General features: G+C 61.3%; 11 protein-coding genes. 7 read left to right on the top strand and 4 right to left on the bottom strand.

What is annotated here, in order from left to right:
• A complete protein-coding gene (locus tag NCT04_RS29705) occupies positions 1 to 2,082 on the bottom strand; it encodes a putative bifunctional diguanylate cyclase/phosphodiesterase (RefSeq protein ID WP_250469428.1) in 2,082 nt (693 codons plus the stop codon).
• Between the two features lie 335 nt (positions 2,083 to 2,417).
• Here NCT04_RS29705 and NCT04_RS29700 point away from each other — a divergent pair, with 335 nt between their 5' ends.
• Both NCT04_RS29700 and NCT04_RS29695 read left to right on the top strand, forming a co-directional pair.
• Entirely contained in the window at positions 2,418 to 3,989 is a 1,572-nt protein-coding gene (locus NCT04_RS29700) for a methyl-accepting chemotaxis protein (RefSeq protein ID WP_250469427.1), read from the top strand.
• Between the two features lie 560 nt (positions 3,990 to 4,549).
• A complete protein-coding gene (locus NCT04_RS29695) occupies positions 4,550 to 5,878 on the top strand; it encodes a hypothetical protein (RefSeq protein WP_244830996.1) in 1,329 nt (442 codons plus the stop codon).
• 283 nt (positions 5,879 to 6,161) lie between these two features.
• On the opposite strand, the gene NCT04_RS29690 is transcribed toward NCT04_RS29695, so the two are convergent.
• Both NCT04_RS29690 and NCT04_RS29685 read right to left on the bottom strand, forming a co-directional pair.
• On the bottom strand, positions 6,162 to 6,380 hold the full coding sequence (locus tag NCT04_RS29690; RefSeq protein ID WP_244830680.1) for a tautomerase family protein: 219 nt from the start codon (positions 6,378 to 6,380) through the stop codon (positions 6,162 to 6,164).
• Positions 6,381 to 6,389: 9 nt separating this feature from the next.
• The gene (locus tag NCT04_RS29685; RefSeq protein ID WP_250469426.1) at positions 6,390 to 7,337 is read right to left on the bottom strand and encodes a dioxygenase family protein; all 948 of its coding nucleotides are present in this window, start codon (positions 7,335 to 7,337) and stop codon (positions 6,390 to 6,392) included.
• A gap of 311 nt (positions 7,338 to 7,648) precedes the next feature.
• On the opposite strand from NCT04_RS29685, the gene NCT04_RS29680 reads away from it, so the two are divergent.
• From NCT04_RS29680 to NCT04_RS29665, 4 genes are all read left to right on the top strand, one after another.
• Positions 7,649 to 8,485: an ABC transporter permease subunit gene (locus NCT04_RS29680; protein ID WP_250469424.1), complete on the top strand. Its 837-nt coding sequence runs from the start codon at positions 7,649 to 7,651 to the stop codon at positions 8,483 to 8,485.
• On the top strand, positions 8,485 to 9,228 hold the full coding sequence (locus NCT04_RS29675) for an ABC transporter ATP-binding protein (protein WP_244830683.1): 744 nt from the start codon (positions 8,485 to 8,487) through the stop codon (positions 9,226 to 9,228). The genes NCT04_RS29680 and NCT04_RS29675 overlap by 1 nt, the downstream gene beginning before the upstream one ends.
• Positions 9,229 to 9,271: 43 nt before the next feature.
• Complete coding sequence (locus tag NCT04_RS29670) at positions 9,272 to 10,276, top strand: NrtA/SsuA/CpmA family ABC transporter substrate-binding protein (protein WP_250469423.1); 1,005 nt, start codon at positions 9,272 to 9,274, stop codon at positions 10,274 to 10,276.
• A gap of 96 nt (positions 10,277 to 10,372) precedes the next feature.
• Positions 10,373 to 11,614, top strand: a complete 1,242-nt coding sequence (locus NCT04_RS29665) for an acyl-CoA dehydrogenase family protein (RefSeq protein WP_250469422.1) — start codon at positions 10,373 to 10,375, stop codon at positions 11,612 to 11,614.
• 121 nt (positions 11,615 to 11,735) lie between these two features.
• Here NCT04_RS29665 and NCT04_RS29660 read toward each other — a convergent pair whose 3' ends face one another.
• Positions 11,736 to 12,797 carry an LLM class flavin-dependent oxidoreductase gene (locus NCT04_RS29660; protein WP_250469421.1) on the bottom strand — a complete coding sequence of 354 codons (1,062 nt, stop codon included), beginning with the start codon at positions 12,795 to 12,797 and terminating at the stop codon, positions 11,736 to 11,738.
• Between the two features lie 250 nt (positions 12,798 to 13,047).
• Between NCT04_RS29660 and NCT04_RS29655 the strand changes: the two genes are divergently transcribed.
• Positions 13,048 to 14,616 carry an ABC transporter substrate-binding protein gene (locus tag NCT04_RS29655; RefSeq protein ID WP_250469420.1) on the top strand — a complete coding sequence of 523 codons (1,569 nt, stop codon included), beginning with the start codon at positions 13,048 to 13,050 and terminating at the stop codon, positions 14,614 to 14,616.

Raw genomic sequence — 14,616 nt, 5'->3', positions numbered from 1 at the left:
TCAATGGCGTCCTGTCGATGCGACATCGGCGACGGAAGCGATAAACGCATTGGCCGTCATTGGCTTGCCGAGCAAAAACCCTTGGAGAATGTCGCATCCCAGTTGCGTGAGAAAAGCCTGCTGTGCAGTGGTTTCGACGCCTTCCGCCACGATCCTGAGATTGAGCGTTTGTCCGAGCGCCACGATGGCCGAAACAATCGCCGCGTCTTCCGTACCGTGAGCAAGTTCACGCACGAAGCCACGATCGATCTTGAGTTCGTTGGCGGGCAAGCGCTTGAGATAAAGCAGACTGGAGTAGCCGGTGCCGAAATCATCGATAGAGATCTGCACGCCTTCTTCCCGCAGTCGTTGCAAGACCTTGAGGCTCACTTCGACATCGCGCATGGCCGTCGATTCAGTGATCTCCAGAATCAGCGATTCCGCTGGGAGGCCATTGCGCCGCAGCGCGCCGCGAACCGCTCGTACGAGACCCGAGTGAACAAACTGCAATGGCGAAAGATTGATCGCGATGGTCCACTCTGTGTGACCGCGATCGTGCCACGCCTTCAATTGCCGGCAGCCTTCGCTCAGCACCCATTCGCCGATAGGCACGATCAACCCTGTCTTTTCCGCCAACGGAATGAAGCGGTTGGGCGCCATCAGTCCGTGCACGGGATGGTTCCAGCGCAATAGCGCTTCCGCGCCCACCGCCGGACCATTTGGCGCCTTGAATTTGGGTTGATAGTGCAAGGCGAGCTCACCGCGCGTCAACGCCACGCGAAGCTCGTGCGCAAGTTGCATCTGCTCGTAAGAGTCCGCATGCATCGACGGTTCGAAGAAACAAAAACCGCTGCGGCCAAGGGCTTTCGCGTGATACATGGCGGTATCGGCATTGCTCAGAAGCTCTTCTTGAGTCGCACCGTCGTCGGGAAAGATCGCAATGCCCACGCTCACGGAAATCTGCACTTCCTCGCCTTCCATGCGAAATGGCTTCTCAATGGTCTCGGTCAAGCTCGCGGCGATTTGCGCGGCCACGGTTGCGTCGTCGACGTTCGAAAGCAGCACGAACTCGTCGCCGCCGACCCGCGCAATGGTGTCGTGTGACCTGACGTTGGCGCGGATGCGCTTCGACACTTCGATCAGCAACAGGTCGCCGACATGATGTCCGAACGCGTCGTTGACCGCCTTGAAGCCATCGAGGTCCATGAACATCAACGTGAAGCGGCGCTTTGCATCGCGCGCGCCATGCACCAGTTGTTCCAGTCTGTCTTCGAGCAAGACGCGATTCGGCAACTCAGTAAGGCTGTCGTGAAGCGCCAGATAAGCGAGTTCCTTGTTCGCCTCCGCGAGCGACGCCGCGAGCACGGCGGTGCGCGATTCGAGCCGCAAGTCCAGAACGGAGATGATCAGCGCGATGGCCAGCACCGAGAGTGTCACGACGATCACCACGACGGCCAGCCATCCGGTATCCGCGCCTTCCTTAGCGGCACCGCATATCGCGCCCGTGGGAAAGCGCGCGGCCGCCATTCCGGTGTAGTGCATGCCGACGATGGCAAAGCCCATGAGGAGCGACGCGCTGCCGCGAAAAAACAAGAGCCGCGACGCCTGCTGACGTAAGCGAAAGGCAATCCAGAGCGCAGCGCCCGAGGCGACGATGGCAATGGCCACCGACACAATGGTGAGCCATGGGTCGTATTCGATCGGCGGCCGCATGCGCATGGCGGCCATGCCCGTGTAGTGCATGCCGGCGATAGCCGGTCCCATCAATAGCGCCCCGATCACGATCCTGAACGCGGGCAGCGTCTTCTGACAGACGAGCCAGAGCGCGAACATCGATGCCGCGACGGCAATTAGAAGCGATGCAAATGTAATCAGCGGGTCGTAGCCCAGTTTGATGGGCAAGCTGAACGCCAGCATGCCGACGAAGTGCATCGCCCAGATGCCGAGTCCCATTGCACAGGAACCGCCGATGAGCCACCAGCGCGCCGCGGGCCCCCTGGCTTGCGCGATACGCCCTGCCATGTCGAAAGCCGTGTACGCGGCCAGGATTGCCACGAGAAGCGAGCAGACGACAAGCAAAGGGTTATATGAGTAAGCGAGCATTGAGCGCTATTTTCGCAGGCTTTCGTTGTCGCTCCCGGGTAGAGAACAGCATCGCGGTGACGAATGGAGACCTGTCATCGACAAGAGCCCATATCTTAACCAAGGCATGGACAAATCCGGGCTCTATTCATCGCATTCGTCGAAGAAAGCCTTACCCACCCTGCGACATATCCTGGACAGGGCGATGTAAAACGTTTGCTAACATCGTCATACTTTCGTTCATCTTCATATTTTCCCGACGCTGCCGTAAGCGATGCAAGAAAGAACCCGCGCTCGCCGCGTAAAGGACGGCGAGCGTCAACGACAGCACTGCCATCAAAAAGGAAAAGAACGAGATGAACCTGCAACCCATGCGCATGAAAACGAAGCTTTCCATTGGCTTCGGCCTGCTCACGGCGGCAGTGCTGATCGTCGCCGCGCTCTCAATCGAGACGCTCGGCGAAGCGAACCAGCGCTTTACGTCCTTCGTCAACGGCATCAACGCGCGCGCGCATCTGGCCGAAAGCATTCGCACCGCAGTGGACCGGCGCGCGATCGCCGCACGCAATCTCGTGCTCGTGACGAAGCCCGCCGATCTCGAACTCGAGAAAGCAGCCGTCCTTCAGGCGCATGAAGACGTGCAGCGCGAATTGCGCCGCTTCAAGGAGATGGTCGCGAGCGCGCCGGATGTCTCAGCCGAAGTAAAGACGCGCGTTGCGGAGATCGATCGCGTGGAATCGCTTTACGGACCGGTGGCACTCGCCATCGTCGATCTGGCGCTGAAGGGCCAGCATCAGGCAGCGATTACGAAGATGAACGACGAGTGCCGTCCGCTGCTCGCCGCGCTCATCAAGGCCACGCAAGATTACCTGGACCTGACGAGCCAGCGCGAAGCGAAGCTCGTGCAAGAGTCGGCGGAGGATTACGCGTTCTCGCGCATGCTGCTGATCGCCGCGTGCATCGCGGCGGCCTCGTTGGCCGTGGGCGCGGGATTCATCATCACGCGCAGCATCTTGCGAGCCTTGGGCGCGGAACCCGATGCACTGAGCCAAGTCGCGCAGCGCGTCGCTTCCGGCGATCTGAGCCCGGTCGCGCACGCGGATAACGCCCCGCAACACAGCGTGCTCGCCTCCATGCGCACGATGCAAGGCAATCTCGTCAGTCTGATCGGCAACGTCCGCTCTTGCGCCGATGGCATCGCTACGGGATCGAGCCAGATCGCCACGGGCAACGTCGATCTGTCGACGCGTACCGAACAACAAGCGGCATCGCTGGAAGAGACGGCGGCGAGCGTCGAAGAGTTGACCTCGACCGTGCGGCAGAACGCCGAGCACGCGCAACAGGCGAATGCGTTGTCGGCGGATGCATCGGCGGTGGCGCAGCAGGGCAATGCCGCCGTGGGGCGCATGGTCGCGACCATGACGGAGATCAGCACGCGCTCGGAGAAGATCGCGGATATCACCGGGATCATCGAAGGCATCGCGTTTCAGACCAACATCCTCGCGTTGAATGCGGCGGTTGAAGCGGCACGCGCGGGCGAGGAAGGACGCGGCTTTGCCGTGGTCGCTTCGGAAGTGCGCAACCTGGCGCAACGTTCGTCGTCCGCCGCGAAGGAGATCAAGGAGTTGATTGGCGCGTCGGGCGTACGTATCGCGGAGGGTTCTTCGCTCGCGGGCGAAGCCGGGACGACGATGGCCGAAGTGCTGCAGGCCGTCTCGCGCGTGAGCAGCATCATGGGCGAGATCGCGGCGGCATCGAGCGAACAAAGCCGGGGCATCGAACAATTGAGCCAGGCGATTGCGCAGATGGACCAGGTGACGCAACAGAACGCGGCGCTCGTGGAAGAATCGGCGGCGGCTTCGCAATCGCTCGATCAGCAGGGGCGCAAGCTCGTGGATGCGGTGTCGTTCTTCCAGGTCGCAGGATGATGGTCGGGGCGCGGCGCGTCGGAGAGTTTTCTCGTCGCGCTGCGCTCACCAAAAATACGCTCGTTTAACGCAAAAACTGGGAATAGTACGTTCGTACATGTGTAGAGGTAATTTGTTCACTCTCGCGCAAAACAACGAAAAATGGGCAAATACTCCTATAAAGCACTGCAGCAGAGTCGCACTATTTTCCTCTTCCATATGGCAACGCCATGCGTTCGTTACTTTTTGCCCGAAAACGTTCGAATTCTCACACGCTTTTTGTAACATTGCGTAAAATCCAACCTATCGTATGAACTTTGAAGAAGGTGGTTGTGAGACACAGACGCGGCGGCTTTGCATCGCGTGTCGAACGAAGTTAGGGCAACACGGCAGGCCGGTGGTTACTGCACGAAGTTCGCTCTTTCCCTGCTACAACGGCCAACTTTGAAGCATCCCCAGGTAGGCAAGGCAAACACTGCTGCATCCTTGGCTCATTCGTTAGTCGTCCTTACTTAATAGGACATTGATATCGATCTCTGACCTTAAGGAGTGTTCCGCCAGACCAGCGGAACTGCGAAATGATGATTAATCGACGTAAATTTCTGGCTAGCATGAGCGCGTTGTCCGGGACCTATATGCTTTCCGCATGTGGCGGCGGCGGTAGCGATCTACCGCAAGCGGCAACCAAGGCTTCCGACGATTCCACGCAACTAGATTCCACCGCAAAGGCCGCGGTAATCACGCCTTCCGCCGATGGCACGACCATCCCGAGCGGTACGTCGATCGTGGACAAGACGGGTGCGGTTTGGACGGTGACCGGCGCCATCGTGTACAAGAACAAGACGGCTGTTTCAATCGCCAATGTCTCGATGCTCCTCTGGTCGGGCGGCAAGATTTACCAGAAGAACACGAGCGGCCAGTTCTACGTGTGGTCGAACAAATGGCTCATCTGCCGTGACCCGCGCATTGCGATGGCAGCGACGCCGGGCATGTTCTTCGGGATGAACGGCCATTACGACTACACCTACACCCCTCCGCAACTCATCGCGATCCTGAAGGGCATGGGCTGCAACATGTATCGGGTGGGCTGCAATTCGACGTCGAAGCAGATCAGCGCCGTCGCCAAGCTGGCATCGGCCTTCAACGGAACGGGCATCAGCATGCTTTGCCTGATTCAGCAAGGTTTGACCGATGCTTCAGGCGCGCTGTATGGCAGCGAAGCCGCCGCTTACGCCGACGCCTACAACACCGGCCTGACGGTTGCGAGCGCGCTCAAGCCTTATGGCGTGACCATGTACGAATGCGGCAATGAGTTGACGCGCCGCTCGCAAACCGTGCTGTATTCGAACCGCGCGGGAACGGACGTAGCCGACTTCAACAACGCAAACTGGCCCGTCATGCGCGGCGTCATGCGCGGTCTCATCGCCGGCGTGAAAGCAGTACAGCCGGACGCGAAGTGCGGCATCAACTTTTGCGTGGCGGACATCGGCGCATCGGATGCATTGTGGGACGGCTTCCAGCCGGATGGCACGAGTGGCTATCCGAAGGTCCGCTGGGACATCACGACGTGGCACAACTACGAAGTGTATGGTGACCTGTTCGACATCGGCTCTGACGGCGCGGGCCCGCATTTCGATCTGCCGCAGTACTGCAAGGCGCGCTACGGCGTACCTTTCATGATCACCGAGTGGAACGCGAACCCCGAGCAGACGGATGCTTATCGCGCGACCTTCGTGCAGTCTCGCCTGCAATCGTTCTACGACGCACGCAAGACGCACAACATTCACTCGGCCATGTACTACGTGCTCGACAGCGGCAATCACACGTTTGGCATCATGATCAACGGTGCGCCGATCACGCCGACGTACAACAGCTATGTGAACTTCACGAGCACGCATGCCGATGTCTGAGCGTCTCTGAACAAAAGCCCACGGTTTGCCGCATCGCGCAAAGCCGTGGGCCTTATTGTTTCAGTTCATCTTTCACGCGTGCCGCATGAACGCGCGCGCTAGCGCATGTCGTCGACAGGCTTGCCATCGAGGCCACGACCGCCACTGAGCGGGCCTTCATAGCCAAGCCCCCAGAAGGTCCCGTTATCGTCGATGCGCATTACGCGATCTCGTTCGATGTGGTGCCGGCGATCTCAGTCGCCCCGACATGGCGTCATCCATCTTCCTATGAACAGTCGCGGCGTCATCGTGACTCCTCTGCCTTGTTCGGGCTTGCGGGCATTTCGTCCTTGGTGCGTTCGCCGACGGCCCAATGCGCGGCGGGCACCGCGGTGGCATACACGCGGATGGTGTCGAGCGGTGCGCCCAGCGTTTCATGGACCGTGCGCGCGACTGCCTTCACGCAGGCCTTGACGGCGGCTTCATCGCGTCCTTCGACGAGGGAAATATGTACGATAGGCATGTCGGTTCCTCAATGTCCGGTGCGTTCGAGCACGGCTTGCTCGGGTCGCGGACCGGTTGTCTTGCCAGTGATAGGCGGCTTCGGTAGCCTGGCTTCGCCGGGTTCGATAACGAAGTGATAATCGAGCGAATACCACGGCCCTTGAACGTCCGCGCCGGGTGCGGTCTCGCCGTCGTGCAGCACATATTGCCCGACGAGCGCGCGCGTCACGCCGAACTGCACATCGGTCTCGAGATTGGGATCATCGCTCGAATAGACCTGCGAAAACTGTGTCTTGAAGCCCGGCTTGTAGATCATGAAATGGATATGCGCAGGCCGCATGTTGTGCCGGCCTTGCGCGCGTAGCAGCGCGCCGACCGGGCCCGACAGCGGAATGGGATAGCCCGCCGGCTTCACGCTGCGAAACGCGATGTGGCCATTGGCATCGGTAGTGAACTTGCCGCGTAGATTCATATCCGCCTGCGCGGGGTCCTGATTCTCGTAGTAACCATCCGCCGATGTATGCCACACGTCCACCTCGGCGCCTTCCACCGCACGCCCGCTCGAATCGCGCACCCAAGCGTTGACAAAGATAGGCGCGCCCGGCGTCGGCGAGCGCACGATGCTGCCGCCGCTTTCAGTGCGCGGCGAGTCCATGCGCCAGAACGGGCCCATGAGGTTCGCGGTCGTATCGGTCTGACCGCGATCGCCGTTGTTGAGCAGGCACACGAGCGCGGACAGCCCAAGCGATCCGGCGATCAACACGACTTCGTTATGCGATTCGGTGGTCAACTGCCCGAGCTTCGCGATTACCGCGCATGCCTGATGAAACTCCGGCTCGGACAGCCGCGCCTCGCGCGCGAAGCCGTGCAGATGACACACCGCCGCCGACATGATTTCGCGAAAGCGCGCATCCGGCGCGCGGCTCAGTTCGGCAAGCACGGCTTCGGTCACTTCCTGCTGATTGCTGACTATCATTGCTGTCTCCATGGCGGCTCATGCTTCATTGGCAAGCCGGTGCGGCTGTAGTAAACGCATCTGCCCAAGTTCCATTGTCTGCCTCGCAATGGTATCGCGGACGGCGGGAATGCATCGTTCGCTACAACGGGGCAACTGCATTCGAGTCATCGACGAACACGACCTCACAACATCCCCACCCAGACCCTGAAAAGCAAAGCAGAAAAAACCGTTTGTCATTGCAATGCCGCGCGGCTTTTAATAACAGGCTCGCTTGGCGCCAAATGCGTCACCGCTCAAGCACCTCTTTCACGGCATTTCATGGAACCGACATGGCGGACCTGACATCCACTCGCAACAGCTATGTCGCATCGAAACGGCAACGCTTCGGCGTGTCGAAAGGCACGTTCTACAAGCTGCTTTCGTGGCTGGTCCCCGCATGTGTCGTGGTGATCTGGGAAGCGGCAGCACGCGCAGGACTCATCACGCCGCAAGTGCTTCCGGCGCCCAGCAGCGTTCTTGAAACCGCGCTCGGTCTGATGCGCTCTGGCGATCTCTTCGTTCACCTCGGTGTGTCGCTTCTGCGCGCCGTCACGGGCTTCGTTATTGGCGGGACGGTTGGTCTCGTGCTCGGAATCGCAGTCGGGTTTTCGCCGCTCGCGCAAGCGCTTCTCGATCGCTCCATTCAGATGGTGCGCGCCATTCCCTTCCTCGCCATGCTGCCGCTCGTGATCGTGTGGTTCGGTGTCGGCGAAGTCGCGAAGATCTTTCTGGTCGCGCTCGCCGTGTTGTTTCCCATCTATATCAACACCATGCTCGGCATCCGTCAGATCGATCCCAAGCTGATGGAACTCGCCAAGGTGATCGGCCTCGACTGGACCGCGATCGTGCGACGGATCATTCTTCCCGGCGCCATGCCGTCGATCCTCACGGGCGTGCGCTATGCGCTCGCTCACGCGTGGCTCGCGCTCGTCATTGCCGAGACGCTCGCGACGACCAAGGGAATCGGCTTCCTCGCCATGGACGCCCGCGAATTCCTGCAAACCAATGTCATCGTGCTGACCATCGTCATCTACGCGGTCATCGGCGTGGTGGCGGACGCGTTGGTGCGTCTGCTCGAAGCGCATTTCTTATCGTGGCACGCGAACTACGCCAAAGGAGCAACCTAGTGACCGAGAGCATCGCCCTGTCGCGCGACTCCGACATCCGCGCGCGCGCCGCCGAACGCGTGAGCCACGCGTCCCTTGCCGTATCGGTGAGAGGTCTGCAGCGGCGCTATGGCAAGCGCGTCGTCATCGATGCACTCGACCTCGATATACGCAAAGGCGAATTCGTCGCGTTGTTAGGCGAAAGCGGCTGCGGAAAGACGACACTCTTGCGCGCGCTCGCCGGGCTCGACCGGCCGGATGCCGGCGAGATTCGCGCGCCCGAGCGGCCGTCCGTCGTGTTTCAGGAGCATCGGCTGCTGCCTTGGGCGACGTTGTGGGAGAACGTCGCGCTCGGCCATGAAAGCACGGTAGGACGCACGGGCGCCGCGCGCGCGCTGGGCGAAGTCGGACTTTCGGGCCGTGAAGATGACTGGCCTCGCAATCTTTCCGGCGGTCAGGCGCAACGCGTGGCGCTCGCGCGCGCTTTGGTTCGCGACCCCGCGCTCCTGTTGCTCGATGAACCATTCGCGGCGCTCGACGCGCTCACGCGCATCAAGATGCACGGGCTCGTCAAGGAACTCGTCGCGCGTCATCTGCCGGGCGTGCTGATCGTGACGCATGACGTCGATGAAGCGCTCACGCTCGCCGACCGAATCCTCGTGATGCGCGCGGGTCGCATCGCTGCATCGTTTCGGCCCGGCGATCACGCGCCGCTGCAATTGCGGCCGATTCTGCTCGATGAACTGGGCGTCCAGTCTCACTGATCCACCAATCGTTTCCTGCAAAACTCGAAAGGTACCAACAAGAATGATCGATTCCTCGCTGAACCGCCGCCAGTGGTTGCGTGCGGCAGGCGGCCTCGTGGCCGGCGTCGCCGCAAGCAGCCTGATTCCCACGCGCGCCGCCGAACCGCGCAAGCTGACGCGCAACACGGACACGGTGCGCATAGGTTGGGGTTACGGCAGTCTTCCCGATATCGCGCGGCAACGGGGCGTGTTCGAAAAGACGCTCGCGGCCAAGAACATCAAGGTCGAATGGATCGGTCCGTTTCCGAATCACGCGCCCTCGCTACAGGCCGTGGTCGGCGGCAGCGCGGACTTCGGCTTCTGGGGCTCGACGACGCCCGCGCTTGCGTCGATGCTCGCAGGCTCGCCACTCGTCTTCAATGCGTTCGATGTCTATTCGCCGCGCTCGACCGCGATCATCGTCAAGAAGACGAGCGGCATCCATTCGGTGGCGGATCTGGCCGGGCGAAAGGTCGCGGTCAACCGTTCCGGGCTCGGCGAGTTTCTGTTGATCGCAGCGCTGGAAAAGAATCACATCGACCGCGGCAAGGTTGAATTCGTCTATCTGAATCCACCCGACGCAGCGCCCGCCTTCGCGCAAGGCAAGGTCGATGCGTGGTCGATGTGGTCGCCCGCCGTGGACATTGCGCGCAACGCCAACGACGCAAAGGACATCTTCAACGAAGGACGCGATCTGGATTTTCTGATCGACTACAGCTCGCTCGTGACGCGCCGCAAGTTCACCGAGGAAAACTCCGAGCTGATTCGCGCGGTCATCGACGCGTATTACGTCGAAGGCGCATGGCAGTCGAGTCATTCCAACGAATCCGAAAAACTCGTGCAGGGTGAAGCGAAATATCCCGATCAGGTGCGCGATTATCTGGCGAGTCTCAAGCGCGTGAATCAATTCCATGAACCCGATGACGCTGCCTTCATGGCGCAGCTTCAACGCGCCGCCGACTGGCTCGCGGAACGCAAGATCATCAATTCGCGCATCAAGGTGGCCGACTACAGCATCAAGGTCTGAGGAGGCGAGCCATGAACATGCGATACACACTGGCCTGCGATCACGGCCGCAATCTGTCGAACGCGTGGTCGCGCAACTTCGCACGAGAGCGATCCCATGTCTGATACGAAGAACATCGACCCTACCGCGCCGAAACTGGTCTCGCCGCTGTCGGCAAGGCTCGGTTTCGCGGAGATCATCGCGGACATTGCATCGACTGCGGCTGCACGCGAGCTTGCGCATCGTCTGCCGCACGAGGAGATCGCAAGGCTCAAGGCGGCGGGCTTCGGCCGCTCGCGTCTGCCCGTCGATGCGGGTGGCCTCGGCTTGTCCTTGAGCGAACTGCTCGTCGTCGCGCGTGATGTCGCGGCGGCGGATTCGAACATCGCGCACGCGTTTCGTAACCATCTCTGGCAAATCGAGGCAGCGCTCAGGCGGCGCGACCTTCCGTTTCATGCGCACGTTCTCGACCTCGCCAGGCAAAACAAGACCGTCGGATTGAGCTTCACGCAGACCGATGTGACTGCCGCTGGCGCGCGACCGACGCAGGTCCTGAGTCGTTTGGAATGGGACGCAAGCCGCGATGTCTACGTCGGCTCCGGCGACAAGGTTTATGCCACGGGCAACCTCTACAACGATGCGTTCATCGGCCTTGCCGTGGAAAGTCGCGCGGGCCGCAACGTGCAATACGTGCTCGATCGCGGCGAAGGCGTGGACGACGCCGACGACTGGCAAGGCTTCGGCCAGCGCTTGACAGGTTCGGGCACGGCCAGGTTTCGCGCCGTGACGGTGCCGGCCGCGCATGTCTATCCGACTGACCCGCCAAGGTCGGATGAAGCCGCGCCTTGGGGATACACCTTCCATCAGGTTTATCTGACCAACTGCATTGCCGGCATCGTGCGGCGCGTGGCGCTGGATGCCGTCGAGGTGCTTCGTTCGCGCGGCCGCAACTTCTATCATGGCGAGGCCGCGCATCCGGCAGACGAACCGGTGTTGCAGACCCTGCTCGGGCGCATCCGTGCTTATGCGGCGAGTGTCGAGGCGACGGCGGACCGCGCGGTCGCGGCGCTGCAGCGTGCATCGGAAAGCCATGGCACGCGCGATGAATACGACACCACGCTCGCAGCCACGTTCGCGGCGGCCGAAGCGAAGGTCGTCATCGACGATCTCGCGCCGCAAATCGCGTCGTGGCTGATCGATCTGGGATCAGGCTCGGTCGTCTCGCGCACGGGCGCTCTCGACCGGCACTGGCGCAACATCAAGGTGATCGCGTCGCATAATCCGCGGCTCTACAAGGAGCGCTTGCTTGGCCAGAACTTGCTGAACGGACAACTGCCGCCGACGGGCGCGTTTTTCTGATCTCGGGCTGCGGCGTTCTCGCTCACCAAGCGGGAGCGCGCTGCGCGGCCCCAGCGGCGCACGTCCGCGAAAGCGCGCCGCAGCGCTCCTTACGCATAAACAGAAGCGCTACCCCTTCGTTTTACGCAGCAAGCAATCGACGCACGCGCGGCACGACCTCTTCCGCAAAGCCGCGCATATCGATTTCGAACGGCTGGAACTGCAGCATGAAGAGTTCGATTCCCGCCCGGTGAAAGTCCGCCACGCGCCGCGCGACCGTATCGTAATCGCCGACGAGACCCGCCGCCGTGCCGCCGTTCGAACCCACGCGCGCCGTCTTCGCGAAGGTCTTGTGCATGACCGTGTTCGGATCGGTATTGGCCTTCTGCTGTTCGCGCAGCGGCTTGTCGAGTTCCGCCAACGCAAAGAGATGGTCGAGATGCGCCTCGGCCTGCGCCTGCGTCTCACGCGCGATCACGAAGGCCGACAAGCCGAAACGCAAGGCATCGGCGCCAGCGGGACGCACGCGCGCACCGACATCGGCGATCAGGCGTGCAACATCTTCAGGCGGCTGGCCGTTGATGAACCACACGTCGCCATGCGCGGCCACGAGCGAGCGCGCCGGTTCCGATTCGCCGCCGACATAGAAGCGCGGCCGCGCGCGAAAAGGATCGGCGGGACGCAAGCGGTATTCGTCGATACGAAAGTTGTCGCCATGATGATTCACGACCTCGCCGCGCAAGAGCTTGTCGAGCACGGCTATCCACTCGCGGCCGTAGGCATAGCGTTCGTCATGCTCCGGAAAACCGATACCGGCGCGCTCCAGCTCCGGACGATTCCACGCATTCACCAGATTGATGGCGAAGCGCCCGCCGCTGATGTGCTCGATCTGCTGCGCCATCTTCGCGAGCACCACCGGATGATAGAGATAAGGCTTGATCGCCGTGATGATCTCGATGCGCGAGGTCAGCGCCGCGAGCGCAGCCGATGCCGTCCACGCTTCGAGCTGATCGAGCGAGGGATCGTGCGGATTGATCGTGTGCTGGGCGACGAGCACCGAGTCGTATCCAAGACGCTCGGCTTCGAGCACGAGTGCCTTGTTGCGCGCCCATGATGCGTCATAAGGTTCCGCGGGGTCCTGCAGCGCCGCGCGGCTGCCGTGCACGAGCGCCCAGACGCCGAAGCGTGGAAAGTTGGAAGGCATCGATTCAATACGCGAGAAGACGCAATGAAGGAATCACATGCTAACGCCGCACGCGTGCGCGCCTTCGAATTTCTGAAGATAAGCAACTGCGCGAAACGCATTAAGCGAGCATGACTTTCGTTCATGTCCGGCGCAGAAAACCTCACGAGCGCAAGGCTCATATGCATATTCGATTTGCTCGCTTCGCAATAGGCCGGGCGCGCGTCATCATTGCTTACTCACCTGCACGCTCCCTACCTAGCTCCCATCCATGCGCACGTTTTCGTCGGTCCTTCGCGGACTGGTCTTCGCCGCCGCTTTGTCCGGCGCGTTCATCGAACCTTCACTGGCGGCGAGCACGGCTCCCGCCGTCGATCGCGATACGGTCGTGATTGGCGTCGAGAAGGAGTTCTACAACCTCGACGGACTCGTGGCTGTCAGCGGCGATTCGCTGCGCTACGGATGGCAGATTTACGACACGCTCTATGGCTTCGACCTGAAGGGCGATCTCGTGCCGCGTCTCGCCACGAGCGTGAAAGTATCCGACGATGCGCGCGTCTTCACCTACAAGCTGCGTCCCAACGTCAAGTTCCACAACGGCGCAACGCTCACGTCGCGCGACGTGAAGGCATCGCTGGAACATGTGCTCGATCCACGCAGCAAGAGCACACGCCGTCCGTTCTTCGCGCCGGTGATCGATTCGGTGGAAACGCCCGATGACCTCACCGTCGTCTTCAAGCTCAAGGCGCCGGACGGCGCCTTCGCGAACAAGATCGCGGGGTATCTGTATATCGTGCCCGCCGACTATCTCGCGAGTCTGCCGAATCCGGATGCCTTCGCGCAGAAGCCGGTGTCGCTCGGGCCGTACAAGTTCAAGTCGCTCGCGCCCGGCGGCAGCGAACTCGTTCTGGAGCGCTTCGACGACTACTGGGGCGAAAAACCCCGCGTGAAGACGCTGATCTTTCGCGCGATCACCGAGCCCGCGAGCCGTGTCAATGCGGTGCTGCGCGGTGAAGTGGATATTTCCGTCGCGCTGCCCTTCTCCGACTATGCTCGGCTCAAGAAGGAAAGCGGGCTGGACGTGATCGAAAGCCGCGTCGCGTCGCCGGTGTACGTGCGCGTCTACACGACCGACAAGAACTCGCCGTTCTCTAACGTCAAGGTGCGCCAGGCGCTGAGCTATGCGCTCGATACGCAAGCCATCATCAAGAGCGTGCTCTATGGCGTGGGCGAGCCGCTCGGCACGATGATCTCCAACTACTATCCGTACGGCGCGGATCGTTCGATCAAGCCGTATGCCTACGACCCGACAAAGGCGAAAGCGCTGCTTGCCGAAGCGGGCTATCCTAAGGGCTTCGAGACCACGCTCAACATCCAGGGCGACATGCCGCAAGGCGTGGCCGAAGCGATCGCCGCGTACTGGGGGCAAGTGGGCGTGAAGGTCAAGCTCAACCGCCTCACCTATGCCACCTTCCAGCGCCTGAACAATACGCACACGTCCGGGCCGCTCGCACTGAGTCAGTTCACCAATGCGCTGTATGACCCGGTGCATCCGGTGGGCGGCGCGTTTGCATCGAATGGAAGCTGGTCCGACTATTCGAACCCGAAGGTCGATGCGCTGCTCGCCGATGCCTCACGCGTCAGCGATACCAAGAAGCGCGGCGAGATCTTCCAGCAGGTCGGACGCGAACTGCACGACGACGCCGCTGCGTTCTTCATCTCCGAATTCACCTACGTGTATGCGAAGAAGAAGACGTTGCAATGGCAACCGCAGCAAGGCGGCGGCTTCCTGAACTTCCGCTCGGTGCAATGGGCCGCGCCGAAAGTGGCGGAGAACTAA

This window comes from Caballeronia sp. GAFFF2 (assembly GCF_023631485.1).
In the GTDB taxonomy this organism is placed as follows: Bacteria; Pseudomonadota; Gammaproteobacteria; order Burkholderiales; family Burkholderiaceae; genus Caballeronia.
This window is presented reverse-complemented; position numbering and strand designations above follow the sequence as displayed.